At 37.5% G+C, this 25,135-nt stretch carries 20 protein-coding genes and 1 other RNA gene; 8 read left to right on the forward strand and 13 right to left on the reverse strand.

Annotated features, from left to right (window positions below):
* Positions 1 to 70 precede the first annotated feature (70 nt).
* From ubiH to LG402_RS14700, 3 genes are read right to left on the reverse strand one after another with little or no spacing between them, the layout of a single operon-like run.
* Positions 71 to 1,243, reverse strand: coding sequence for a 2-octaprenyl-6-methoxyphenyl hydroxylase (gene ubiH / locus LG402_RS14690; RefSeq protein ID WP_166540860.1), 1,173 nt, complete (start codon positions 1,241 to 1,243; stop codon positions 71 to 73).
* A 13-nt stretch (positions 1,244 to 1,256) separates the two neighbouring features.
* The gene (gene pepP / locus LG402_RS14695) at positions 1,257 to 2,567 is read right to left on the reverse strand and encodes a Xaa-Pro aminopeptidase (RefSeq protein WP_109407432.1); all 1,311 of its coding nucleotides are present in this window, start codon (positions 2,565 to 2,567) and stop codon (positions 1,257 to 1,259) included.
* A gap of 51 nt (positions 2,568 to 2,618) precedes the next feature.
* Positions 2,619 to 3,197 carry a YecA family protein gene (locus LG402_RS14700; RefSeq protein WP_109407433.1) on the reverse strand — a complete coding sequence of 193 codons (579 nt, stop codon included), beginning with the start codon at positions 3,195 to 3,197 and terminating at the stop codon, positions 2,619 to 2,621.
* Between the two features lie 176 nt (positions 3,198 to 3,373).
* Between LG402_RS14700 and zapA the strand changes: the two genes are divergently transcribed.
* The 6 genes from zapA (at position 3,374) to LG402_RS14730 (ending at position 10,448) form a co-directional block, all read left to right on the forward strand.
* The gene (zapA, locus tag LG402_RS14705) at positions 3,374 to 3,703 is read left to right on the forward strand and encodes a cell division protein ZapA (RefSeq protein ID WP_036934918.1); all 330 of its coding nucleotides are present in this window, start codon (positions 3,374 to 3,376) and stop codon (positions 3,701 to 3,703) included.
* 110 nt (positions 3,704 to 3,813) lie between these two features.
* Positions 3,814 to 3,997: non-coding RNA, 6S RNA (ssrS, locus tag LG402_RS14710), on the forward strand.
* A 172-nt stretch (positions 3,998 to 4,169) separates the two neighbouring features.
* Positions 4,170 to 4,763 (forward strand): 5-formyltetrahydrofolate cyclo-ligase, encoded by a 594-nt coding sequence (locus LG402_RS14715; RefSeq protein WP_227335832.1) that lies wholly within the window; start codon positions 4,170 to 4,172, stop codon positions 4,761 to 4,763.
* Positions 4,764 to 4,884: 121 nt separating this feature from the next.
* The gene (locus LG402_RS14720; RefSeq protein ID WP_227335833.1) at positions 4,885 to 6,945 is read left to right on the forward strand and encodes a peptidase domain-containing ABC transporter; all 2,061 of its coding nucleotides are present in this window, start codon (positions 4,885 to 4,887) and stop codon (positions 6,943 to 6,945) included.
* A gap of 2 nt (positions 6,946 to 6,947) precedes the next feature.
* Positions 6,948 to 8,309 (forward strand): HlyD family type I secretion periplasmic adaptor subunit, encoded by a 1,362-nt coding sequence (locus tag LG402_RS14725; RefSeq protein WP_227335834.1) that lies wholly within the window; start codon positions 6,948 to 6,950, stop codon positions 8,307 to 8,309.
* An 18-nt stretch (positions 8,310 to 8,327) separates the two neighbouring features.
* Positions 8,328 to 10,448 carry a type I secretion system permease/ATPase gene (locus tag LG402_RS14730; RefSeq protein WP_227335835.1) on the forward strand — a complete coding sequence of 707 codons (2,121 nt, stop codon included), beginning with the start codon at positions 8,328 to 8,330 and terminating at the stop codon, positions 10,446 to 10,448.
* Between the two features lie 70 nt (positions 10,449 to 10,518).
* Here the strand turns inward: LG402_RS14730 and serA are convergent, their stop codons facing one another.
* The gene (gene serA, locus LG402_RS14735; protein WP_109407437.1) at positions 10,519 to 11,769 is read right to left on the reverse strand and encodes a phosphoglycerate dehydrogenase; all 1,251 of its coding nucleotides are present in this window, start codon (positions 11,767 to 11,769) and stop codon (positions 10,519 to 10,521) included.
* 272 nt (positions 11,770 to 12,041) lie between these two features.
* On the reverse strand, positions 12,042 to 12,698 hold the full coding sequence (gene rpiA, locus LG402_RS14740; protein WP_072063358.1) for a ribose-5-phosphate isomerase RpiA: 657 nt from the start codon (positions 12,696 to 12,698) through the stop codon (positions 12,042 to 12,044).
* Positions 12,699 to 12,859: 161 nt separating this feature from the next.
* Here rpiA and LG402_RS14745 point away from each other — a divergent pair, with 161 nt between their 5' ends.
* Positions 12,860 to 13,759, forward strand: coding sequence for a LysR family transcriptional regulator ArgP (locus LG402_RS14745; protein WP_166540865.1), 900 nt, complete (start codon positions 12,860 to 12,862; stop codon positions 13,757 to 13,759).
* A 71-nt stretch (positions 13,760 to 13,830) separates the two neighbouring features.
* Here LG402_RS14745 and LG402_RS14750 read toward each other — a convergent pair whose 3' ends face one another.
* The 3 genes from LG402_RS14750 to LG402_RS14760 form a co-directional block, all read right to left on the reverse strand.
* Complete coding sequence (locus tag LG402_RS14750; RefSeq protein ID WP_227335836.1) at positions 13,831 to 14,565, reverse strand: oxidative stress defense protein; 735 nt, start codon at positions 14,563 to 14,565, stop codon at positions 13,831 to 13,833.
* An 87-nt stretch (positions 14,566 to 14,652) separates the two neighbouring features.
* Complete coding sequence (gene argO, locus LG402_RS14755; RefSeq protein WP_166540867.1) at positions 14,653 to 15,276, reverse strand: arginine exporter ArgO; 624 nt, start codon at positions 15,274 to 15,276, stop codon at positions 14,653 to 14,655.
* Between the two features lie 140 nt (positions 15,277 to 15,416).
* Positions 15,417 to 15,641, reverse strand: coding sequence for a hypothetical protein (locus LG402_RS14760; RefSeq protein WP_166540868.1), 225 nt, complete (start codon positions 15,639 to 15,641; stop codon positions 15,417 to 15,419).
* Positions 15,642 to 15,803: 162 nt separating this feature from the next.
* On the opposite strand from LG402_RS14760, the gene LG402_RS14765 reads away from it, so the two are divergent.
* Positions 15,804 to 17,014 (forward strand): IS3 family transposase gene (locus LG402_RS14765; protein ID WP_227335837.1). Its coding sequence is split into 2 segments (ribosomal slippage): positions 15,804 to 16,146 and positions 16,146 to 17,014, totalling 1,212 coding nucleotides; the frame shifts between segments, so codons are not numbered across the junction.
* 42 nt (positions 17,015 to 17,056) lie between these two features.
* Here the strand turns inward: LG402_RS14765 and mscS are convergent.
* From mscS to aceF, 5 genes are all read right to left on the reverse strand, one after another.
* Positions 17,057 to 17,917 (reverse strand): small-conductance mechanosensitive channel MscS, encoded by an 861-nt coding sequence (mscS, locus tag LG402_RS14770; RefSeq protein WP_166540869.1) that lies wholly within the window; start codon positions 17,915 to 17,917, stop codon positions 17,057 to 17,059.
* A 92-nt stretch (positions 17,918 to 18,009) separates the two neighbouring features.
* Positions 18,010 to 18,381: a YacL family protein gene (locus tag LG402_RS14775; protein ID WP_109407443.1), complete on the reverse strand. Its 372-nt coding sequence runs from the start codon at positions 18,379 to 18,381 to the stop codon at positions 18,010 to 18,012.
* A 138-nt stretch (positions 18,382 to 18,519) separates the two neighbouring features.
* Entirely contained in the window at positions 18,520 to 21,117 is a 2,598-nt protein-coding gene (gene acnB / locus LG402_RS14780) for a bifunctional aconitate hydratase 2/2-methylisocitrate dehydratase (RefSeq protein ID WP_166540870.1), read from the reverse strand.
* A 514-nt stretch (positions 21,118 to 21,631) separates the two neighbouring features.
* Complete coding sequence (gene lpdA / locus LG402_RS14785) at positions 21,632 to 23,059, reverse strand: dihydrolipoyl dehydrogenase (protein ID WP_072063363.1); 1,428 nt, start codon at positions 23,057 to 23,059, stop codon at positions 21,632 to 21,634.
* A 201-nt stretch (positions 23,060 to 23,260) separates the two neighbouring features.
* Entirely contained in the window at positions 23,261 to 25,123 is a 1,863-nt protein-coding gene (gene aceF / locus LG402_RS14790) for a pyruvate dehydrogenase complex dihydrolipoyllysine-residue acetyltransferase (RefSeq protein WP_227335838.1), read from the reverse strand.
* Positions 25,124 to 25,135 lie beyond the last annotated feature (12 nt).

Below are 25,135 nucleotides of genomic sequence, written 5' to 3' on the forward strand. Positions count from 1 at the left end.
AAATAAAAATAGACGTTAAAAAACAGCCTTATAGGTTCGATGAAAATTGACCATCAAAGATCAACACGCTCTAGTCTGTCCAGCCCAGTGTTTGATGCGCCAATTTATCTCTCATCATTGGGAGCAACTCCATCGTCATTAATCCTAAGTTGCGAGAAACAATCAGTGGCACACAACGATTTGCAAACACTTTCACCAACCCATCAGTAATAGAGATTGTTTTTTCTCTATCTTGTTGGCGAAGTTGTTGATATTGATAGAGCACTCGGTAACTACCAATATCAGTATTAGTATTAATCGCTTGAGTGAGCGTATTGGCGAGTGCCATAACATCACGTAAACCAAGGTTAAAGCCTTGTCCAGCAATAGGATGGAGTGTTTGTGATGCATTGCCTACTAAGGCTAAACGGTGACTGATAATTTGATTGGCTTTTTGTAGCGCTAAAGGATAGCAATTTCGTTTACCGATATGCTCTATTTTTCCTAAACGCCAGCCAAAATCACGTTGTAAATGTGCGATGGTTGTTTCATCATCCCACCGTGAAATTTCATCCCATTTTTCAATCGGATGACACCACACTAATGAGCTACGTCCTTCACTCATCGGTAGCATTGCTAATGGGCCAAATTCAGTAAAACGCTCGAAGGCTTTTCCCTCTGGGTTTATTTCTGTTTTGACATTAGCAATTACGGCGACTTGATGATAAGGCTCGCGTTGCCATTGAATATGGCATTGGTGGCCTATAGGCGAATTTGTACCATCTGCAGCAATCAGTAAATCACCTGTTAATTGCGTACCATTATCAAGCGTTACCTCAACGCAGTCTATATTACGCTGAACTTGTTCAACTTTAGCAGGGCAATAAAGCGTGATATTAGATTGCTTTTTTAGCTTGGCAAAGAGTTGCCGTCCTGCGTCATGCAGCTCAATCACATAACCCAGTGCGGATATATCATAGTCTTGTGCATGAATATTAACAAAACCACAATGACCTTTATCTGAGACATGAACGTGATTAATGGGGGTAACAAAAGGTTTTAATGTTGACCAAAGCCCAATTTGTGATAACCGCTTTGCGGTTCCATGGGCCAATGCAATCGCTCTTGCATCAAATCCAGGGTGCCCATTATCAGGCTCTCTTGCTTCAACTAACGAAATTGAAATATTGCCTTTGTTTAATGCAGAAAGAGCCAGTGCTAATGTTGCACCCGCCATTCCACCACCCACAATAATCACATTCATACTGATTTTAGCCTTAAATTTTTCCTGCCATCAGAGCTTCAATTTCATCAGGATCTTTAACGACAGATGCCGTTAAGTTCTCATTACCCGTTTCAGTGATAACAATGTCATCTTCAATACGAATACCAATACCGCGATACTCTTGTGGTACATCGGCATCTGGCGCGATATATAATCCTGGTTCGATAGTCAGCACCATGCCTGGTTCTAAAATACGGTCACGATCTGTGCCATAATGTCCAACATCATGAACATCAAGGCCTAACCAATGGCTTAGGCTATGCATAAAGAAACGCTGATAAGCTTTGGTTTCAATAAGATGCTCAATTTCACCGTGCATAATGCCCAGTTTAACCAATCCTTCGACCATGATATACACGACATGCTCAGTGACTTCTTTGATGCTTGTACCAGGTTTGTACAATTCCAAAGATACATTGATGGATTTTAATACAATGTCATAAATTTCACGTTGTTGACGGCTAAATTTACCATTGACAGGGAAAGTACGAGTGATATCACCTGCATAACCTTCATATTCACAGCCTGCGTCAATGAGTACTAAATCCCCATCACGCATTTTGGTTTCATTTTCGGTGTAGTGAAGAATACACCCATTTTCACCACTCCCTACAATACTGTTATATGAAGGGAAACGAGCGCCGTGAGAAACGAACTCATGTTCTATTTCACCTTGCAGCTGATATTCATACATACCCGGCTGACATTTTTGCATCGCTCGAGTATGTGCTAACGCTGTAATTTTTCCTGCCTTACGCAGTAATTCAAGTTCAAAGTCAGATTTAAAGAGACGTTGCTCATGAACGAGAGGACGCCAATCAATAATAGTTTGAGGCGCTTTTAAATTCCGACGAGAGCCTTTTCTTAAGGTTTCTAATGCATTAAAAACGATTTCATCAGCAAATGCATATTCGCCCTGAGCGTGATAAACAACATCTAATCCGTTTAATAATTGGTAAAGTTGCTCACCAACATCTTCATAAGGAAGTGCCTTATCAACACCTAATTTTTCAGGTGCAGCTTCTTGTCCAAGACGACGACCAAACCAGATCTCAGCCGTTAAATCTCTTACACGATTAAAGAGCACACTATGGTTATGTGTTTCATCACTCTTAATCAGTACAAGAATAGCCTCAGGTTCGCTGAAACCAGTTAGATAAAGGAAATCACTATGCTGGCGATAAGGATACTCACTATCCGCATTACGTTGCGCTGGTGGTGCGGCAAAAAAGATGGCGGCACTCGCAGGCTTCATTTGAGCTAATAATGCCTGACGACGGGATAAAAATTCTTGCTTATTCATACCCACTCCTGTCTTTCGTTTATCTTTATGATTATCTAATGAATGATGCCATTAATGTAGTATACGTTGCTCATTTTGTTCATTATTTTCTTTGTCTTTTGGTGCGACAAATGTGATATAACAAAGTTGAACAGATACTTTCACATATTCGCTAACTTCTTCTAGCGCATCTTCAAGTTCTTCTTGGTTTTCATCTTCTTCATAACCTAGCGCACCAATATTACGTAAATCGGTGATAACTTCAGTCAACTCTTTATGCTCAGATAATTTAGGTTGTGCAACACCCAAGCCTAAAAGAAAATGATTAACCCACCCTGCAAGAGCATCTGCTCTTAGAAAAACGGATTCGGATTCATCGGGAACTAACATTGAGAAGTTAAATACACTGTCATCAAGTTGTTCGTAAGTAATGTGATAAAGCGCTTCGAGTGGGTCTGATAACGTTTTAGGGAAAGCTAAACCTTCATTGGTTAAATCATGCAATAAGGTTTTCCAACTGCTATCGCGCACAGCGCCACAAATAAATCCTGTAATCAATCCGTGCATTTCAGCTGCCGTTAAAGGCACAGTATGTTGCTGTAATAAAGCATCAATAGATTGATAATTTGGTAATGTGTTTTGTTTTGACATAAGAATAAACGTCGCATTTAGGGGAATAGTTCAAGATATGCTACCATCAATAGAAGTCGCTGTACCAGTTAAGCCATGTTAATCATTGGAATTTTTGTAGTAATAGCGTTTAATACAGCGTTATAACCGTATACACTACTCAACACGTAGCACAGATTTTATGTCAGGAAGGAATCATGTCCGCACAACCCGTTGAACTTCAAATTTTTGGGCGATCATTACGTGTCAATTGCCCACCAGAACAAAAAGATGCTTTACTGGCTTCTGCTGCTGAACTTGAACAACGATTACAAGATCTCAAAGAGCGCAGTGGTGTTTCCAATACAGAGCACTTAATTTTTATCGTGGCATTAAATATGAGTCATGAGTTGGCAGAAGAAAAGTTAAAAACTAGAGACTATGCCTACAACATGGAAGAGAAGATAAAAATGCTACAACAATCTATTGAACAAGCTTTACACGATCAAGGCAAGCACCACGATCGCACTTTTTCAACTGCGAAGTAGATTTGTTCAGAAAGCATGCGTACGCCACGAAATTCACAGATAATAGGTTGCTTTCTACAATTAAAATAATACAATAGTTCATAGATAAGGTGCTTAACAGCATCCACCAAATTTCTCTGAGATGTTTGCCAGTGGGCCAGTCCCCTGAGCCGATATTCGAAACACATAGAATGTGGTGATCTGTTACTTGTGAGCATACCTGATTCGTTCAGGCAGCCTAATGGTAACAACACTATGTTCACCTTGGACCATGGGTTCAAGGGTTACAGCCTACGGCGGCATCTTGGAGACCTCTACTAAAGTTCTGAATACTGAGTATTTTATAAATACTTAATATTTAGAACTTTTTTTATGCGTCTAATTCCTTAATTCTTCAACTTCTTCGCTTTCTTACCTCTAAAGTGTGATAAATTGACTAAAATGATAATTTCCACTTAATGACCACTACTTATTGATGGATTGATGAATGACTCAGACGTCACTGTTTCAACAAAGAGATGAGATACGTAAAGCAATTCGCCAAAAAAGACGTTTACTCACATCACAACAGCAGCAGCGAGCTGCACATCAATTATGTGAACGCGTTCTCAGTCATCCCAAAATCCAACATGCACACACCCTTGCCTTATTTCTCTCTTTTGATGGTGAAATTGATACATCACCTTTAATTTCACAATTATGGGCAATGAAGAAACAGATTTGTTTACCCGTTTTACACCCTTTTCATCGCCATCATCTTCTCTTTTTACGTTATACACCAACCACTGTTTTAGTGAAAAATCGCTTTGCAATTTCAGAACCGCCTTTAAATGTAAATGCAGTTATTCCCCCAGATAATATCGATATTATTTTTACACCATTAGTGGCTTTTGATGCTCAAGGCCAACGATTAGGTATGGGAGGCGGTTTTTACGATAGAACGTTAGAAAACTGGCAACAAAAATCATTTTATCCAATAGGGCTTGCTCATGCTTGCCAACAAGTTGAACATCTCCCTATTGCAAATTGGGATGTTCCATTACCTGAGATCATCACTCCAGAAAAAATATGGAATTTTTAATATTCTGAACAACTCATTTTAAAACACCGAACATTATCTGTGTTTTTTTATATTTTTTATTTTAGAAAAAACTTTAAATACCTTTTTATACCCCAACCAATCTAAAGGTATTTTTATTTAAATGAAAAATGAAAAAGATGTTCATCTTATAAAATGCATTAACATTATTATCAGCCTAACTAAAAACAAAGAAATAGAAATAAAAAACAATCACACAATAAAGGATTTAGAAAAAGAATATAAATTTAAATTAAAAAAAATAAAATCATCACTTACATTTAAAAAACAACTTAATCATAAAATTATTTTTTATGACGAAAGTAAAAATTTATTCATATTATTAAAACAAAATAAAAATGATTTTCTTATTTATAATTATCAAACTCATAAAATAGAGAAAATTAATAAAGATAAAATCATTAAGATAAATATAATCCATGCTTATCACCTTGATTTTAAAGCACAGCATCATTTTGATATCAATTGGTTTTTCCCTATATTCATACGCTATAAAGCTATTTTTTATCGTGTTTTATTCTATTCATTAATCTTACAGTTATTATCTTTGGCTAGTCCTTTAGTTACACAAATCATTATGGACAAAGTAATTGTACATCAAGCATTATCAACACTTGATGTATTAGTAGTTGGATTGATCTTTATTGCTATTTCAGAAGGAACTTTGAAAGGCATTAGAGAATATATATATCATCATACCGCAAATAAAATTGATATCAGCTTAAGTTTAAAAATGGCTAACCATTTATTAAAATTACCCATAAGTTACTTTAAGTCTCGACAAACAGGGATCATTGTAACTCGAGTAAAAGAGTTAGATATTATTAGAGATTTTATCACCAATACATTATTAATGTTATTTGTCGATTTTTCTTTTATCTTTATATTTATCTTTGTCATGGCAATTTTATCAATAAAGCTAACATTATTTTTTATGGCAACTCTTCCACTTTATTTTATTTTGGCTAAATTGCTTGCCCCAAAGATAGAACTAGCCGTTCAACAGCTTTATCAAAAAATAGCGACCAATACGGCATTTCTTACCGAAAGTTTAAGTGGCATCGAAACCATTAAAAGCCTTTCTCTGGAGCCTAGATTTACACAACAATGGCATACACAAATTCATCAGCTTACCTGTAAAAATTTAACACTTCAGAGTATAGACTCACTCTCTCGCTTCATTGTGCTATTTATCAATAAAACAACAACAGCATTACTGCTATGGCTAGGTGCTTATGAAGTGATTTCACACTCAATGACAATTGGTCAGCTAATTGCCTTTATTATGCTACTAGGATATTGCCTACAACCTTTAGCAGTCGCTATTGATGTTTGGGGAAAATATATCAGAACAAAAACAGCCATTTATAATTTACAAGATATTCTTAATCTACCTAATGAGCAAAATATCATAGGCTCAAACACCAAACTTCAAGGTGACATTACGTTTGATAACGTAAGTTTCTGTTATCAAAATAATACACCACTTATTTTACGCAATATTTCATTACAGATAAAAAAACATGAAGTTATTGGTATTGTGGGAACTTCCGGTTCGGGGAAAAGCACCTTAGCGCGTCTGATTTCGGGTCTGTATACACCACAATCAGGTTGTATAAAATTTGATAATATTCCGCTATCACAGCTTCATTTAAAGTGTGTACGCCAACAAATTGGTTTTGTACTACAAGAAAATTTTTTATTTCACTTAACGATCTTTGACAATATTAAACTGATGCACCCCCAAGCTTCTTTAGAAGAAGTGATTGATGTTGCACAAATCGCAGGTGCACATGAGTTTATTTTAAAATTACCGTTAGGATATGACACCTTGATCACCGAGGGAGGAACTTCCTTATCTGGAGGGCAACGCCAACGTATTGCTATTGCTAGAGCCTTATTAACATCACCTAAAATTTTGATCTTTGATGAAGCTACCAGCGCGTTAGATGATGATTCTCAAACGATTATTCAAAATAACCTTCCACTTATTACACAAAATAAAACCGTAATTATCATTGCCCATCGTCTGTCAACAATACGAGATTGTCATCGTATTATTGTGTTAAATAAGGGACAAATTGTAGAGGAAGGGAGACACGAAGTTTTAATTAAAAATAACGGTGATTACAAAAAACTTTGGCAAATTCAACAAGGATGTTGAGCATGAAACTAAATATAAAACACTTATTATCGACGGTCTTTCAACCTAATAAAAAGTCGCTCTACTATGATTTTTATCCTAATCATATAGCTCTTATAGAAAAACCATTGACCCCTTATAGTCGTTATATTGCTTCTATCATTTCACTCAGTATTGTGGCTTTTATTTTGTGGATTTATTTTGGGAAATTAGATGTGCAATCCCCTGCAATGGGTAAGCTTGTCGTTACTGGTCGTTCCCAAATAATTCAAATACATGAGCCTAGTCGATTGGCTATTCTTCATGTAAAAGATGGGCAAAAAGTTAATCAAGGTGATGCTTTATTAACACTTGATATATTGGGTATTGATGAGGAAATTAAAGGGATAAGAAAAAAAAGGGATGATCTACTATTACTTAAAATTCGCTATCAAGCCTTGAGCCAAGAAGTATCACCTAAAAATCTTTATCATTTTAATAAATTAGATAATAAAATAAAAAAATCAATCTTATTAGGTTATCAGAAAGAAAAAGATGAATTTGATAGCAATATAAATGTATTAGAAACCGAAGTTGAAGTAAATAATAAAAATCAAACATTAACTTACAATGATCTATTGTCTTTAAAAAAGATACAAAAAAACATAAAGCAACGATTTATTATTAGAGAAAATCTTTACAATAAAAAAATAATTAGCAAAATGGAATATCTTGAAAGTGAAAAAGAATTATTAGAAATAAATCGTTCAATAACAATAAAGAATGCAGAATTACATATTATTAAAAGCCAAGAACAACAATTAAATAAAAATTTAAATCAATTAGAAAAACAAAAAAAACTAGAATGGCATGATAAGTATAAGAAATATGAGAGCGAGTTATTAATTTATACTCAAAATCTTAATCATTTCCAAAAGCGACAGCAACTCAAAATAGTACGTTCACCCATCACAGGAACAGTGCAACAAATTTCTATTTATACACTCGGCAGCGTATTACAACCTTCACAAAATGTCATGACGATAGTACCCAATCATCAAGAGAATTTTGCAGAGGTTAATCTTCTCAATAGAGATATCGGTTTTATTCATATTGGACAAAAAGCGATGATAAAAATAGATGCTTTTCCTTATACTCGTTATGGCACAATTGAAGGGAAAATTATTAATATCGCTAAAGATTCTATTCAACATGAACAATTAGGCTTAGTTTACCCCGCTACAATTAAATTAAATAAACAAAACATTGAAAAGAATAATCAATATTATCAACTTACTCCGGGGATGTCTTTAGTCGCTGAGATAATTACAGATAAACGCCGTGTTATTGATTATATTTTAAGCCCAATAGAAGTTTATCGATATAACGCACTGACTGAAAAATAGGATTGGGTATTTAATATCATGAAAAATATAACTAATGTAGCAAAAATGAAACAATATCCTTGCTCTATTATTGATGGATTAATTTACTTTTCTAAAAAAAATAATAGAAACATAAAAAGGGAGAACATTTTTCATTTTCTTGGAAATGATACTTCATTTAATGAATGGAACATTCTAGAAGCAGCTCAATTACTTAATTTAAACTGTAAATTCGATATTATTGATTATGAGAGTAAAAAACATCATCTTATTGATACCCTTATTGAAATAAATAACAAATGGTATGTTTTAAAAGAAAAAAATGAAAAGTTTTTGATAATATTCGATCTCGAAAGCAATATTACCATTGAATATAGAATAGATAAAAAACAAAAATTAAGTATAGTATTAATAAGCAATCAACAACACAGGTCATTGCGTAATAAATTTAATATTAATTGGTTTATTTCTACTATTTTAAAACAAAAAAAATCACTCTTACTGATTTTTATTTTATCATGTTGTAGCCAACTCTTCGCATTAGTTAACCCTTTAATTTTTGAAACATTAATTGATAAGGTATTAACTGGAAGAAATTTATCAAACTTACATCTATTGGGTTATTTATTACTCTTAATAGCAATTACCGAACCTGTTTATCTTTTTCTAAGAGACAAATTGTATACATTTATTTCTTGCCAATTTAGTGCCGATTTTTCAGGAAAAATTTATCAGCATCTTATTCGCTTACCGAGTGCTTTTTTTAATCAGCGACAGTCAGGCCAAATAATTGCTCGTATTCAAGAGCTTTCACATATTCGTCAATTTATTACTGGTTCCGCATTAATGTTAGTGCTCGACCTGATTTTTATTATTGTGTTTATTTCTGTAATGTTTACTTATTCCGCACCATTAACTTGGGTAACGTTAGGGGCATTAATTATTTATTTTACACTTTGGCTGATCCTTGGCCCTCTTATTCGTTATTGGGTTGAACAGGAATATCAAGCTAATGCTGATAATACCAGCCTATTAACCGAAACAATGAACGGTATAGAAACTATCAAAATTACAGCAACAGAAAATCGCTTTATCGACAAATGGCAATATAAACTCACCGACCATATTAACAAACGGTTTTCAGCTACTAAAAAAACTTTATTAGCTCAGCAGCTTATATTTATCATTCATAAAATCACAACGGCGATTATTTTGTGGCAAGGTGTTAATTTAATTATTAATGCACAAATGACCGTGGGTGAACTTATTGCATTTAATCTCTTTACTGCGCATATCACACAACCTATTTTACGTTTAGCACAATGCTGGCAGGATTTTCAACAAGCAACGATTTCTCTACGTCGTATCGGTGAAATTTTAAATACGCCGACAGAACATCAATATTATGGATTAGCAACAGTACCCCAAATCATAGGTCGTATTGATTTTTCAAATGTCTATTTTCGTTATACCGCTCATACGCCAGATGTTATTGAATCTCTCTCGTTTTCTATTCCTGCTGGACAATTTATTGGTATTACCGGTCGCTCTGGCTCAGGAAAAAGTACCGTTACACGTTTAATTCAACGTCTCTATACGCCTCAACAAGGACAAATTTATATTGATGGCATGGATTTGGCTATCGCCGATCCTCTCTCATTACGCCAAAGTATTAGCATTGTTTTACAAGAAAGTTTTTTATTTAGTGGATCTATTATCGAAAATATTCGTTTATCAAAGCCCAATGCAAATGAAAGAGAATTAATAGAAGCATGCCAACTTGCAGGCGCTCTAGAGTTTATTGAGCAACTTCCTTTGGGATTTAACACTCAAGTCGGAGAGCGAGGAGCTAATTTATCAGGAGGGCAACGCCAACGTATTGCACTGGCAAGAGCTTTATTAACAAACCCACGTATTCTTATTTTAGATGAAGCCACATCAGCATTAGATTACATCTCTGAAGCGCAAGTTTTGGCAAATTTACCTCAGATTTGTAAAAACAGAACCGTGATTAGTATTGCACATCGTCTCAATACCTTAGCACATTCAAATTATATTTATGTCATGGATAAAGGACGGATATTAGAAGAAGGAACACATTCGAATTTGCTTGAAAATAGAGCGCTTTATTACCAATTATGGAAACAGCAAATTCAATAATAATGTTTAAAAAACAAAAAAGGCTCGAAATACCGAGCCTTCAATATTTTACTGATGATTACATCAATAATTAGTACAACATACGAGCACGAATAGTACCAGGTAATGCTTTAATTTTTTGCAACACTAACTCTGCTTGAGCCTTGGTTTGCGTTGTAATATCAATCACAACATAACCGACATTGCCTGAAGTTCGCAGGAATTGTGCTGCCACGTTGATGTTTTGTTCAGTAAACACATTATTGATGCTATTCATCATACCTGGGCGGTTTTCATGAATATGCAGTAAACGGTTTACATCATCGCCGTGGCTTGGTAATGAAACTTCAGGGAAGTTAACCGCAGATAGCGTAGAACCATTATCTGAATATTTAGCTAATTTACCTGCAACTTCATAACCAATATTTTCTTGCGCTTCTTGTGTTGAACCACCGATATGTGGCGTTAATATCACGTTATCGAATTTAATAAGTTCAGAGACAAACGGATCGTTAGGATCGTTATTTGCACCTGGCTCAGATGGGAACACGTCAACGGCAGCACCAGATAAATGTTTTGATTCTAACGCTTGTGCTAATGCAGGAATATCAACCACTGTACCACGAGAAGCATTGATAAGAATTGAACCTGGTTTCATGCGCTGAATTTCTTCATGACCAATCATATTCTTTGTTGATGGTGTTTCTGGTACATGCAAGCTGACAATGTCACACATATTCAATAGTTCAGACAGATGACGAATTTGTGTTGCATTACCCAGTGGCAGTTTATTTTCAATGTCATAAAAATAAACATCTAAACCGACACTTTCAGCCAAAATACCTAACTGTGTACCAATATGGCCATAACCAATAATACCTAGTTTTTTACCACGCGCTTCAAAACAGCCTTTGGCTTGCTTATCCCAAACACCACGATGTGCTTTCGCGTTGGCTTCCGGAATACGGCGCAGTAATAACAGTAATTCACCTAGCACCATCTCAGCCACGGAACGGGTGTTTGAGAAAGGCGCATTGAAAACAGGGATACCGCGACGAGCTGCCGCATCTAAATCAACTTGATTGGTCCCAATACAGAAGCATCCTACAGCAACTAATTTTTCAGCGGCTGCAAAAATTTCTTCTGTTAAATGAGTGCGGGAACGAAGACCAACAAAACGTGCATCACGGATAGCTTCTTTTAATTCTTCGTCCGATAACGCACCTTTGTGATATTCAATGTTGGTATAACCCGCAGCTCTTAAATTTTCTACTGCACTTTGGTGCACACCTTCAAGGAGTAGAAACTTTATCTTTTCTTTTTCCAAAGATACTTTGACCATTTACCCTGCCCTATCGTTGTTACATTTAATGAAAAACAAAATCCTGTCTCAACAACATAACAAAAATAGAGTTTGTGGCAATACAACCGATTGCAGTGATGGCAGAATAAGCGATAAAGAAAGCGATTTTCTACCGAGTAAAATGATTTTGACTTTGAAAAAGGCAGGATTTTAAAGAGAGATATAACTATGGTGTGATATATATCACTGAATTTGCAGTTTCTAAAATAATTTTAAAAAGAGGTCGCCATCGCCACCTCTTTTTAGTCATCTTACTTAATAGTTTTAACGCCTTCAGATGTTCCCATTAAAACGACATTTGCACCACGATTAGCAAATAATCCTACTGTAACCACGCCTGGAATACTGTTAATTTTATTTTCCAGTTCAATAGGGTTAAGAATTGTTAAGTTATGAACATCTAAAATAACGTTTCCATTATCTGTTACCACGTTTTCACGATATTCGGGCAAACCACCCAATTTAACCAATTCACGAGCTACATAAGAGCGCGCCATTGGAATAACTTCAACAGGTAGAGGGAATTTACCTAATACATCCACTTGTTTAGATTCATCAACGATACAGATAAATGTTTTTGCCACACCTGCAATAATTTTTTCTCGCGTTAATGCAGCTCCGCCACCTTTGATCATTTGCATATGGTGGTTGATTTCATCAGCACCATCAACATAGATATCTAAAGAATCGACTTCATTACAGTCAAAAACAGGAATGCCGTAACTTTTTAGTTTTGCTGTTGATGCTTCTGAACTTGAAACCGTACCTTCAATTTGACCTTTCATTGTCGCTAATGCGTCAATAAAATGAGAAGCTGTGGAGCCTGTTCCCACTCCCACGATAGTACCGGGTTTTACATATTCAAGCGCCGCCCAACCTACTGCTTTTTTCAATTCATCCTGAGTCATTTAAAAAAACCTTATTTATCACGTTAATGGACTAAGAATAGCATATTGCATTCAAAACTAGCACGAGACACATCAAAAACTGAGAAGCAACATTTTAACTCATTACAACAAAAAATATGGCATAGTAAGCAACAGAATATAAAATCAAAGAGAGTCTGTTAATGAAACGCCCTGATTATCGAGCATTACAAGCCCTTGATGCCGTCATTCGCGAACGTGGTTTTGAAAGAGCTGCACAAAAGTTATGTATTACACAATCTGCCGTTTCACAGCGTATTAAACAATTAGAAAACTTATTCGGCCAACCATTATTAGTGCGAACTGTTCCCCCTAAGCCCACAGAGCAAGGGCAAAAACTATTGGCATTATTGCATCAAGTAGAATTACTTGAAGAACAATGGTTAGGTGATGAAAATAGTGGCTCCACACCGCTTTTACTCTCTTTGGCGGTGAATGCTGATAGTTTAGCAACGTGGTTATTACCCGCTTTGCACCCAGTTTTAACACAACTGCCTATTCGGCTTAATATACAAGTTGAAGATGAAACGCGAACACAAGAACGCTTAAGAAGAGGCGAAGTAGTTGGTGCAATCAGTATTCAGCCACAAGCATTACCAAGTTGCCTTGTTGATCAATTAGGCGCTCTTGATTATCTATTTGTGGCCTCTCCTGATTTTGCTCAGCGTTATTTTGCAAATGGCGTAACTAAGTCATCGTTATTAAAAGCCCCTGCAGTCGCATTTGACCATCTTGATGATATGCATCAAGCATTTTTACAGCAAAACTTTGGTTTATCTCCGGGTAGCGTACCTTGCCATATCGTTAATTCTTCTGAAGCATTTGTGCAATTAGCAAAACAAGGTTCGACATGTTGCATGATCCCTCATCTACAAATTGCTAATGAGCTAAAGAGTGGAGAGCTGGTTGATTTAACTCCGGGACTTTGCCAGCGGCGTATGCTTTATTGGCATCGTTTTGCACCAGAAAGTAGAACGATGAGAAAAGTGACAGATGCACTGATTAATTTTGGCCGTAAGGTTTTAAAACAAGGTGAAGAGTAGCACGGCTATTTCATCTTTTAACACAAAAAATAGGCTTCTCTAAGAAGCCTATTTTTTTTACCGTAACATAATTATTTAGTGCGTTTTAGTTCAAAAACAACATCCACATAATCTTTAAATTCGATACTTTGTTGTTCATAAGTTTCTTGCACTGCTGCTGGTGCTTGAGCTTTTAATGCCATTGCATCCATACGTACTTGTGCGATTGGATAAGGTGTCGCTTCTGGCGCACGATAGCTTACACTATAGACTGCACCTAAATCAGCACCAAAACCTTTTGCAACAGAAGTTGCTTGATCAATGGCATTTTTAATGGCCACTTCTCGTGCTTTTACTTTGTATTGTTCTGGATTATTTACGCCAAACTCAACGTTATTAATTTCATTTAAACCAGCCGCTAATGCGCCATCAAGTAACGTATTAAGCTGTTCTAATTTCTTAATTTTGACATTCACAGTACGTGTTGCTGTATAACCATTAATCACCGAACGCTCTGCTTTTTTATCATACTCATAGTTTGGTTGAGTACGGATATTAGCAGCGTCGATATCTTCCTTCACAACACCATTTTCTTTTAAGAAGGCAAAATACTTTGCAACACGCTCATCGACTTGTTTCTTAGCCTGAGCCGCATCTTTTGCTCTTTCATTAACCTGAATATTTAATGTCGCCATATCAGGAGCTGCTTTAATTGTCGCATTACCCGATGTTGTAATATGTGGTCCTTCTGGCTCCGAAGCAGCTAGCGCAATGGAAGGTAATCCCAGCGTAAACATGGATGCTAATGCAATCGCTCTTAATTTCACAAAAAACCCCCTGACAAAATTAATTTTAATGTCCTGTTTTTAGGACTAAGAAGAACATTAGCATATATGATGTAAAGTTCTTTAAGATTAAAAGAGAGTTTTCCATCCTTGTGCTACTAATTGAACAGCAATAAACCACATCACACATCCTACAAACATATTAATAATGCGTTGAGAGTGTGTTTTGCTTAATATTGGAGAAAACCAAGCCGCAAGTAGTGATAATGCGAAAAACCAACTTATAGAGGCAAATACCGCACCAATTGTAAACCAAGGGCGAAGCTCTGTGGTTAATTGTCCACCTATACTGCCTATCACAACAAAAGTATCTAAATAAACATGAGGATTAAGCCAAGTTACGGCAATTAATGTCACAATCACACGCCAACGGTTTTTTACCTGATTTTCACTTTGTGATAATTCGATATCTTTTGAAAAAGCTGTTTTAAATGCTTTCCAACCATACCAAAGTAAAAATACCACTCCTCCCCATGTGATCAATAATAAAAGTGTTTCTGATTGACTAAGCAATGCACTGCCACCAAAGACACCTGCTGTTATTAATACAACATCACTTAAAGCGCATAAAAATGCGCTCATTAAATGAAATTGTTTTTTACTCCCTTGCTGTAAAACAAAAGCATTCTGAGCACCTATAGGTAAAATCATGGCTGCACTCAATAAAAAACCCTGAAAAAAAGTTGTAAACATGCAAAATACCTTAATAATTATTCGTTAGATATTAGCTGAATAATAGAGGGATTTTGATATTAGAGGAAATGAATCATTCTTATTGATAATAAGAAAAACTAATGGCCATAAAATAGATAAAAATAATAATTTCAGTAAGGTTAATAAGATGAAATAACCATATTCATTAATAGAATAAAAATAAAATTAGACCAGATAGTAACATGAGGTGTTACCACAATTAATGCAGTAATAAATAAGATAATACGTGTTCGCTTTTTAGCTACTTTATGTGAATACCACAATAATAATAGCGCCAAAGAAAAAACAAGATAGCCATCAGCATAATGAAAAACAAAAAAGAAACTCCTTAAGATTATCTCCATTTTTAATACTTAATCCCTTTTATAGTCTGTGTTATCTCATTATTCTTCCTTTCTTATTTCTTATCATACAAAAAAGCCACGCTATTAACGTGGCTCTATATCATCTATTTGACCCGTCCTAAATAAGGTTGACACTTTTCCAATCTGAAATTGGAGAATGTAATGAAACCAATCACTAAACGGACTCAACGCGATTATTCTCTCGCTTTTAAATTACAGCTTGTTGACCAAGTTGAAAAAGGCGAAATAACCTATAAACAAGCCCAAGATCACTATGGTATACAAGGATGCTCTACTGTTTTAGTTTGGCTTCGTAAACATGGTAGGTTAGATTGGTCAAACGGTACCCCTGATACTTTTTATAGAGGTTCAGCTATGACCCAATCTTCTAAACAACAAACGCCGGAACAACGCATTAAGATCCTTGAAAAGGAACTTGAAGAAGCTCGGCTTAAATCCGATTTTTTCGAAGCTGTGGTTAAAGTCATGGATAGAGACTTTGGAGTTCGTTTGTCAAAAAAGCGCAAAGCCGAGTTATTAAAGAAAAAACGGTTAAAAACCTCACCGTAACAATTGCTTGCCGTTTTATGCAGATCAGCCGACAGGCTTATTACAAGAGGCTGGATAGAACTGAGGAACGAAAGAAAGCAGATTCGGCCATTATTGATGTTGTTAAATCTGAACGAGTCTTACAACCTCGACTGGGTGGGCGTAAATTACATTTTATTTTAAAGCAAAAACAGATGGTTATTGGTCGTGATCGGCTATTTTCTTTATTGAAAGAACATCAGTTACTGGTGCCTAATAAACGGGCTTATCATCGAACAACCTTAAGCCATCATCGTTTTCATCGGCATCCTAATTTAATTAAGTCAGGGTTTATCCCCACACAACCAGAACAGCTTTGGGTGGCAGATATTACCTATTTATCGACGCATGAAGGTGATACTTATTTAAGTTTAATTACGGATGCGTATTCACGAAAAATCGTGGGATATCATTTAGATAACAATATGAAAACAAGTTCAGTGAAGAAATCGTTGGTTCAGGCGTTAAAAAAACGGACTTCGACAACTTCGTTAATCCATCATTCAGATCGAGGGATACAGTATTGTTCTTCGGAATATCAGGAGATACATAAAGAGCATAATATTCAATGTTCTATGACTGATGGGTATGATTGTTATCAAAATGCCTTAGCAGAACGAATTAATGGAATATTAAAAATGGAGTATCTACTGATAAAACCGAGTAATCTAGAACAAGCAAGAAAATTAGTAGAAGAATCAATTCAACTCTATAATGAAAAACGGCCACACTTATCGTTAAACTATAAAACGCCCGATGAAGTACATCGAGCGTTTTATGCCTGAAAAGTTGTCAACCTATATCAGGACTAGTCAATTCTTGTGAGACTATTCTGCTTTTGCCGTCGCACTTGGTGTTTGATGCATATAAACATCCATTTGTGGGAATGGAATACCGATATTATTCGCATCTAATGCGCGTTTAAAATCTTCCATCAAATCCCAATAAACAGGCCATGCATCTCCATTGGTTGTCCAAACACGTACCACAAAGTTTAATGAAGACGGTGCCATTTCATGTAAACGGATAGTCACACCTTTATCATGTTGAATACGTTTGTCTTTAGCAACAACATCACCCAGTACTTGTTTTACTTTATCAATATCAGCATCATAAGCCACACCGACAATAATTTGTGTACGGCGATTAGGCTCACGCGTTAAGTTGATAACCTCGCTACTGATAATTTTGCTATTTGGAATAACGATAATTCTGTCATCGGCTGAGCGTAATGTGGTAGAGAAAATTTGTACATCTCTTACCGTACCTTCTACAGAGCCAATCATGACATATTCATCTGTGCGGATCGGACGGAAGATAACAATTAATACGCCCGCTGCAAAGTTAGATAGTGATCCTTGTAAGGCTAAACCAACCGCCAAACCAGCAGCACCTAATACCGCGATAACCGACGCAGTTTGAACACCTAATCGTCCTAATACGGCAATTAAGGTAAAAGCAACAACAGTATAACGAACTAAAACAGATAAAAATGTCACAACAGTAGCATCAATATGACGCAATGTAAGAACTCTTGCGACACCTTTACCGATCATTTTTGCGACAAAAAGACCAATAAATAAGATCAAAAATGCGGCTACAATATTCACAGCATATTGAATAAAGAGATCCTGATTTGCGGCAAACCAACCTGATGCTTCATCTAAACTAACAGGTAATTCATTCATTAGACCACCTTTTAAATCTTAAAAATATAATAGAAGAATAGCAATTCAGTAATATATTGTGGCAGATTTATTCAAAAAATATATAGTATTTGTTAATTTTCTTTATTTTCCAGAATAAATAACCGATATTTCTGTAGCATGGTAGCAAAATCATCTAAACCACAAAAAGAGATACTTTCGTTATCGTAATAGCTCATGCCCTCTTCCATTTCATCTGTTTCAAAATGCAAAGTATTGGCTCTTATCATTACTTCTTCATCATCAATCGAAAGGCTATATTCTTTACCAATTAGCTCCCACTGTCTTTCACTGCCTTTAATACCATCCATCTCTTCAAGAATTTGATCTATCAGACTAATATCGCCCTGAATTTCATCATTTAGCCAATAGCCTATCGCTTCATGATCCATCGAAAAACGGGCTAGAATACCGCCAGTGAGGTCTCGCTGAAATTCATAGTCCATGGTGTACGCCCCTTATTAAGCTACCGCTTTTTTAATAAAAAAATACCTTATTCTTATTATGACAAAAATAACAAAAAACGGGAGGTATTAGCCTCCCGTTTGTTCATATTAAATACGTTTAAAGCAATAAATTAATCGTTATACCGTTGTTTGGAAAATAACTTGGTCTGCTTTATCTGTATATTGAGCAAGTTGATCAAAGTTCAGATAGCGATAAGTATCTTCTGCGGTTTCATCAACTTTATTCATAAAGTCGAGATACTCTTGTGGCTCAGGCAAACGACCTAATAATGACGCAACTGCCGCAAGTTCTGCTGAAGCAAGATACACATTTGCACCTGTACCTAAGCGGTTAGGGAAGTTTCGTGTCGAGGTTGAAACAACAGTTGCACCATCAGCAACACGCGCTTGGTTCCCCATACACAGTGAACAACCAGGTACTTCGATACGTGCTCCACTCTTACCAAAGACGCTATAATAGCCCTCTTCCGTTAATTGTGCCGCATCCATTTTTGTTGGTGGAGCAACCCATAAACGTGTTGGTAATTGACCTTTGTGTTGATCAAGCAGTTTACCCGCAGCACGGAAGTGACCAATGTTAGTCATACAAGAACCAATGAACACTTCATCAATTTTGCTGTTTGCCACTTCAGATAGTAAGCGAGCATCATCTGGATCGTTAGGCGCACATAGAATTGGCTCTTTGATCTCATTTAAATCAATTTCGATCACTGCGGCATATTCTGCATCAGCATCCGCTTCAAGTAATTGCGGATCTTTCAACCAGTTTTCCATTGAAGTAATACGACGTTCAATAGTACGACGATCGCCATAACCTTCAGATATCATCCATTTCAATAAGATAATGTTAGACTGGAGGTACTCAATGATAGGCGCTTTATCCAGTTTAATGGTACAACCCGCAGCTGAACGTTCTGCTGATGCATCAGCAAGCTCAAATGCTTGTTCTACTTTCAGCTCTGGTAAGCCTTCAATCTCAAGAATGCGACCAGAGAAAATGTTTTTCTTACCTTTTTTCTCAACTGTCAGTAAACCATCTTGAATTGCGTAATAAGGAATAGCATGAACTAAATCACGCAGTGTCACACCCGGTTGCATTTTGCCTTTAAAACGAACCAGAACAGATTCTGGCATATCTAATGGCATAACCCCAGTTGCTGCAGCAAAAGCCACTAGGCCCGAGCCTGCTGGGAATGAGATACCAATAGGGAAACGAGTATGCGAGTCACCACCTGTACCAACAGTATCAGGTAATAACATACGATTTAACCATGAGTGGATAATACCATCGCCCGGACGCAGTGAAACACCACCACGATTCATAATAAAGTCAGGCAAAGTGTGATGCGTTGTAACGTCTACCGGTTTTGGATAAGCCGCAGTATGACAGAATGATTGCATTACTAAATCAGCAGAGAAACCAAGGCACGCCAAGTCTTTTAGCTCATCACGAGTCATTGGACCTGTTGTATCTTGTGAACCTACTGAGGTCATTTTTGGCTCGCAATATTCGCCCGGGCGAATACCTGTACGACCACAAGCACGGCCTACCATTTTCTGAGCTAGTGAGAAACCACGGTTGCTTTCTGCAACAGGTTTAGCATGACGGAACAGTGTGCTAACTGGTAAACCTAGTGATTCGCGCGCTTTTGATGTTAATCCACGACCAATGATTAATGGAATACGGCCACCAGCACGAACTTCATCAATTAATACTTCGGTTTTTAACTCAAAGGTTTCCAGTAACTCATTCGTTTCATGGTTACGAATTTCACCTTTATATGGGTAAATATCAATGACATCACCCATATTTAATTTAGAAACATCAACTTCGATAGGCAATGCACCTGCGTCTTCCATTGTGTTAAAGAAGATAGGTGCAATTTTACCACCGAGAACAACCCCGCCACCGCGTTTATTAGGAACGAATGGAATATCATCCCCCATAAACCAAAGCACGGAGTTTGTCGCTGATTTACGAGAAGAACCAGTGCCTACAACGTCACCAACATAAGCTAGTGGGAAGCCTTTTTTATTTAATGCTTCGATTTGTTTGATAGGACCAACACTACCCGGTTGATCTGGTTCAATCCCTTCACGCGCATTTTTTAACATAGCTAAAGCATGTAATGGGATATCTGGGCGAGACCAAGCATCTGGAGCTGGAGATAAGTCATCGGTATTGGTTTCACCAGTGACTTTAAATACGGTAACAGTAATTTTTTCTGCTAATTCTGGACGTTCAGTAAACCATGTTGCATCAGCCCAAGATTGCATAATCTGTTTAGCATACACATTGCCTGCTTTGGCTTTTTCTTCAACATCATAGAAGTTATCGAACATCAGTAATGTGTGAGAAAGCGCTTTGGCTGCAATTGGGGCTAATTTGTTGTTATCCAGAGATTCAATTAAAGCATGAATATTATAGCCACCTTGCATGGTACCTAATAATTCAACGGCTTTTTCTGGCGAGATAAGAGGTGATGTGGTTTCGCCTTTCGCGAGGGCAGTTAAAAAACCCGCCTTAACATAGGCAGCTTCATCAACTCCGGGTGGAACACGGTTAACAATTAAATCAAGAAGAAATTCTTCTTCACCTTTAGGGGGATTTTTTAATAGCTCAACAAGTGCGGCTGTTTGTGTGGCATCGAGAGGTTTTGGAACGACACCTTCAGCTGCACGCTCTGCTACGTGCTTACGGTATTCTTCTAGCACGACTGTCTCCTCGCTTCTTTGTCATTTTGTATAACCCGGCTGTCTGCACCTTGTTAATAAGGTGCCAGGTCAGAGGATCTTTTGCTCGCATAAAACATAATAGGTTGTGAAATTATGCCCAGCTAAGGGCTATCAGCATAGCAAATCTTCAACACGATGTTAATTCGTTCACATAAAAGTAACATTAATCAGATTCAAATATCCACTTATTCAGATTAAAACACTTAAACAAAATATATAACAGAGACTTTTAACCAAGATTTTGGTTAATAACCACACTTTTTATAGTTTTTTTCATCCTCAAATTAGCACTAAAGTAAAATTTGCGGCCAAATAAACATCAATCACACAAAATAACCAGCATCACACAGTAGAAGACGATCAGCATTTCAATAAAAAATATAAAAAAAGAGCCAAGTTCCATAAAGAACTTAGCCCTTATCATTTAAACTACTTTAGTAAACTGTTTTCAGTAAAGCTATTTTCAGCAAAACCGTTTCCAGTAAAAAGTCGCTTATTTTTTCTTTTTCGCTTTTGGATTTGGCAGGTCAGTGATACTACCTTCAAATACTTCCGCAGCCATACCAATTGATTCGTATAACGTTGGGTGAGCGTGGATAGTTAATGCGATATCTTCAGCATCACAACCCATTTCGATTGCCAGACCAATTTCACCTAACAGTTCACCACCGTTAGAACCAACAATTGCACCACCGATAACACGGTTAGTTTCTTTGTCGAAAATCAGTTTAGTCATACCATCAGCACAATCTGATGCGATTGCACGGCCTGATGCAGCCCATGGGAAAGAAGCCACTTCATAGCTAACGCCTTTCTCTTTCGCTTCTTTTTCTGTCATACCAACCCATGCAACTTCTGGTTCAGTATAAGCGATTGATGGAATAACTTTAGGATCGAAGTAATGTTTTTTACCAGAAATAACTTCTGCTGCAACGTGACCTTCATGAACACCTTTGTGAGCCAGCATTGGTTGACCAACAATGTCTCCGATAGCAAAGATGTGAGGTACATTAGTACGCATTTGTTTGTCAACATGGATAAAGCCACGATCATCAACTTCGATGCCTGCTTTACCTGCGTCTAATAATTTACCGTTAGGTACACGACCGATAGCAACTAATACTGCATCGTAACGTTGTGGTTCTGCTGGGGCTTTTTTGCCTTCCATTGTTACGTAAATGCCATCTTCTTTTGCTTCAACCGCAGTTACTTTGGTTTCTAGCATCAGGTTAAATTTCTTGCTGATACGTTTGGTAAATACTTTAACCACGTCTTTGTCAGCAGCAGGAATAACCTGATCAAACATTTCAACCACGTCAATCTGAGAACCCAGAGAGTGATAAACCGTTCCCATTTCCAGACCGATGATACCGCCACCCATAACCAGTAAACGCTCTGGTACGGTTTTCAGTTGCAGCGCATCTGTTGAATCCCATACTCGTGGGTCTTCATGTGGAATAAATGGTAATTCGATTGGACGTGAGCCGGCAGCAACGATTGCATTTTCAAAAGTGATGGTAGTTGTACCTTCACCACCTTCAACAGACAATGTATGAGAACCAGTGAATCGTGCTTCGCCATTAACAACAGTCACTTTACGGCCTTTAGCCATGCCCGCTAAGCCACCGGTTAATTGAGAAATAACTTTGTCTTTCCAGATGCGAATTTTGTCGATATCTGTTTTTGGTGCATCAAAAACAACACCATGTTCAGATAATGCTTTCGCTTCTTCGATAACTTTAGCAACGTGGAGTAACGCTTTAGAAGGGATACAACCCACATTCAGACAAACACCACCTAAAGTAGAGTGACGTTCAACTAAAACTGTTTCTAAACCTAAGTCAGCGCAACGGAACGCCGCGGAATAACCCGCAGGGCCTGCGCCGAGAACCACTACCTGTGCTTTAATTTCAGTACTCATCGTGACCTCATTATTTATTTGTCCGGCGAGTCAGACGAAAATCCATATTTAACACCGAGACTTACATACCGCATGCAGTTTACAGAAATGTTAATAAACTGAAAAGCGCTCTAACATGACGGATCTCACAACCTAAGATGTATGACTGTAAAATCCATCATCGTAATCAGAGAAACCGGCGCTAAGCACCGGTTTAAATAATTACATTACCAAACGACGTAAATCGCTCATGTACTGATTAATCAGAGTGATGAATCGAGCACCATCAGCACCATCGATCACACGGTGATCGAAAGATAATGACATTGGTAGAATCAAGCGTGGTACGAACTCTTTACCATTCCATACAGGTTTCATAGAAGAACGGGAAAGTCCCATAATCGCAACTTCTGGTGCGTTAACGATTGGTGCAAAACCGGTAGTACCGATACCACCAAGGCTAGAAATTGTGAAACATCCGCCTTGCATATCCGCAGCTGTCAGTTTACCTGCACGTGCTTTCTTAGAAACTTCAGCTAACTCATAAGACAGTTCGATAATGCCTTTTTTGTTAACATCTTTGAAAACAGGAACAACTAAACCGTTAGGTGTATCTACAGCAATGCCGATATTGATGTATTTTTTCAGGATCAGTTTCTGTCCATCTTCAGAGATAGAGCTGTTAAAGCGTGGCATATCTGCCAGTGCTTTTGCTGCTGCTTTCATCACGAAGACTAACGGAGTGATCTTAACATCCAGTTTTTTCTTCTCTGCTTCTTTATTTTGCTGTTTACGGAATTCTTCAACCTCAGTGATATCTGCTTCATCGAACAGATTTACGTGAGGGATCATCACCCAGTTACGGCTTAAGTTAGCACCAGAGATTTTCTGGATACGGCTTAATTCAACTTCTTCAATTTCACCAAATTTGCTGAAGTCAACTTTCGGCCAAGGTAACATGCCTGGTAATCCGCCACCTGCATTTGCTGGCGCTGATTCAGCACGTTTAATTAACTCTTTCACGTAAGACTGAACGTCTTCACGTAAGATACGGCCTTTACGACCAGTACCTTTCACTTTCGCTAAATTCACACCAAATTCACGCGCTAAGCGACGAATAACAGGTGTTGCATGAACGTAAGCATCATTTTCAACGAATTCTTCTTTTGCTGCTGGTGCAGTTGCTTGTGCTTTAGCAGGTGCTGCTGGTGCAGAACTTGCTGGCGCAGGTGCGGCTGGTGCTGCTTGAGCAACAGGTGCTGCACCGGCAACTTCAAACGTCATGATCAGTGAGCCAGTTTTCACTTTATCGCCCACTGCAATTTTGATCTCTTTAACCACACCTGCAAATGGTGCTGGAACTTCCATAGAAGCTTTATCACCTTCAACGGTGATCAGTGATTGTTCTTCAGAGATGGAATCACCTACTTTAACCATCACTTCAGTAACTTCAACTTCGTCACCACCGATATCTGGAACATTCACTTCTTTCACAGCAGATGTTGCTGGTGCAGATGCTGCTGGAGCTGGAGCTGCTTGAGCAACAGGTGCGCTACCTGCAACTTCAAATACCATGATAAGAGAGCCTGTGCTCACTTTATCACCAGTTGCGATTTTAATTTCTTTCACAACGCCAGCAAATGGAGCTGGAACTTCCATAGAAGCTTTATCACCTTCTACAGTGATCAGCGATTGTTCTTCAGCAACGCTATCGCCCACTTTTACCATCACTTCGGTAACTTCAACTTCGTCACCGCCGATATCAGGTACATGAACTTCTTTTAATTCTGCCGTTGCAGGCGATGCTGCTGGCGCAGGAGCTGCGGCTTGAGCTGGTGCAGCTTGCGCGGCACCTTCTGCTTCAAAAATCATGATAAGAGAACCAGTTTGGACTTTATCGCCCACAGCAATTTTGATCTCTTTCACTACACCCGCTTGTGGTGATGGGACTTCCATAGAAGCTTTGTCACCTTCTACAGTAATTAAGGATTGTTCTTCCTCAATACGGTCGCCCACTTTCACCATCACTTCGGTGACTTCAACTTCATCAGCACCGATATCTGGGACTTTAATTTCAATAGACATTCACTTTACCTC

Origin of the sequence: Proteus sp. NMG38-2 (assembly GCF_020640995.1) — a bacterium.
Lineage (GTDB): Bacteria > Pseudomonadota > Gammaproteobacteria > Enterobacterales > Enterobacteriaceae > Proteus.

Excerpts from the sequence above, each read along its gene's own strand:
- LG402_RS14745 (WP_166540865.1), top strand. The coding sequence starts at position 12,860 with ATGAAACGCCCTGATTATCGAGCATTACAAGCCCTTGATGCCGTCATT.
- aceF (WP_227335838.1), bottom strand. The coding sequence starts at position 25,123 with ATGTCTATTGAAATTAAAGTCCCAGATATCGGTGCTGATGAAGTTGAA.
- LG402_RS14715 (WP_227335832.1), top strand. The coding sequence starts at position 4,170 with ATGACTCAGACGTCACTGTTTCAACAAAGAGATGAGATACGTAAAGCA.
- mscS (WP_166540869.1), bottom strand. The coding sequence starts at position 17,917 with ATGAATGAATTACCTGTTAGTTTAGATGAAGCATCAGGTTGGTTTGCC.
- LG402_RS14720 (WP_227335833.1), top strand. The coding sequence starts at position 4,885 with ATGAAAAATGAAAAAGATGTTCATCTTATAAAATGCATTAACATTATT.
- zapA (WP_036934918.1), top strand. The coding sequence starts at position 3,374 with ATGTCCGCACAACCCGTTGAACTTCAAATTTTTGGGCGATCATTACGT.
- LG402_RS14775 (WP_109407443.1), bottom strand. The coding sequence starts at position 18,381 with ATGGACTATGAATTTCAGCGAGACCTCACTGGCGGTATTCTAGCCCGT.
- LG402_RS14700 (WP_109407433.1), bottom strand. The coding sequence starts at position 3,197 with ATGTCAAAACAAAACACATTACCAAATTATCAATCTATTGATGCTTTA.
- argO (WP_166540867.1), bottom strand. The coding sequence starts at position 15,276 with ATGTTTACAACTTTTTTTCAGGGTTTTTTATTGAGTGCAGCCATGATT.
- serA (WP_109407437.1), bottom strand. The coding sequence starts at position 11,769 with ATGGTCAAAGTATCTTTGGAAAAAGAAAAGATAAAGTTTCTACTCCTT.
- rpiA (WP_072063358.1), bottom strand. The coding sequence starts at position 12,698 with ATGACTCAGGATGAATTGAAAAAAGCAGTAGGTTGGGCGGCGCTTGAA.
- LG402_RS14725 (WP_227335834.1), top strand. The coding sequence starts at position 6,948 with ATGAAACTAAATATAAAACACTTATTATCGACGGTCTTTCAACCTAAT.
- lpdA (WP_072063363.1), bottom strand. The coding sequence starts at position 23,059 with ATGAGTACTGAAATTAAAGCACAGGTAGTGGTTCTCGGCGCAGGCCCT.
- LG402_RS14760 (WP_166540868.1), bottom strand. The coding sequence starts at position 15,641 with ATGGAGATAATCTTAAGGAGTTTCTTTTTTGTTTTTCATTATGCTGAT.
- ubiH (WP_166540860.1), bottom strand. The coding sequence starts at position 1,243 with ATGAATGTGATTATTGTGGGTGGTGGAATGGCGGGTGCAACATTAGCA.
- LG402_RS14730 (WP_227335835.1), top strand. The coding sequence starts at position 8,328 with ATGAAAAATATAACTAATGTAGCAAAAATGAAACAATATCCTTGCTCT.
- pepP (WP_109407432.1), bottom strand. The coding sequence starts at position 2,567 with ATGAATAAGCAAGAATTTTTATCCCGTCGTCAGGCATTATTAGCTCAA.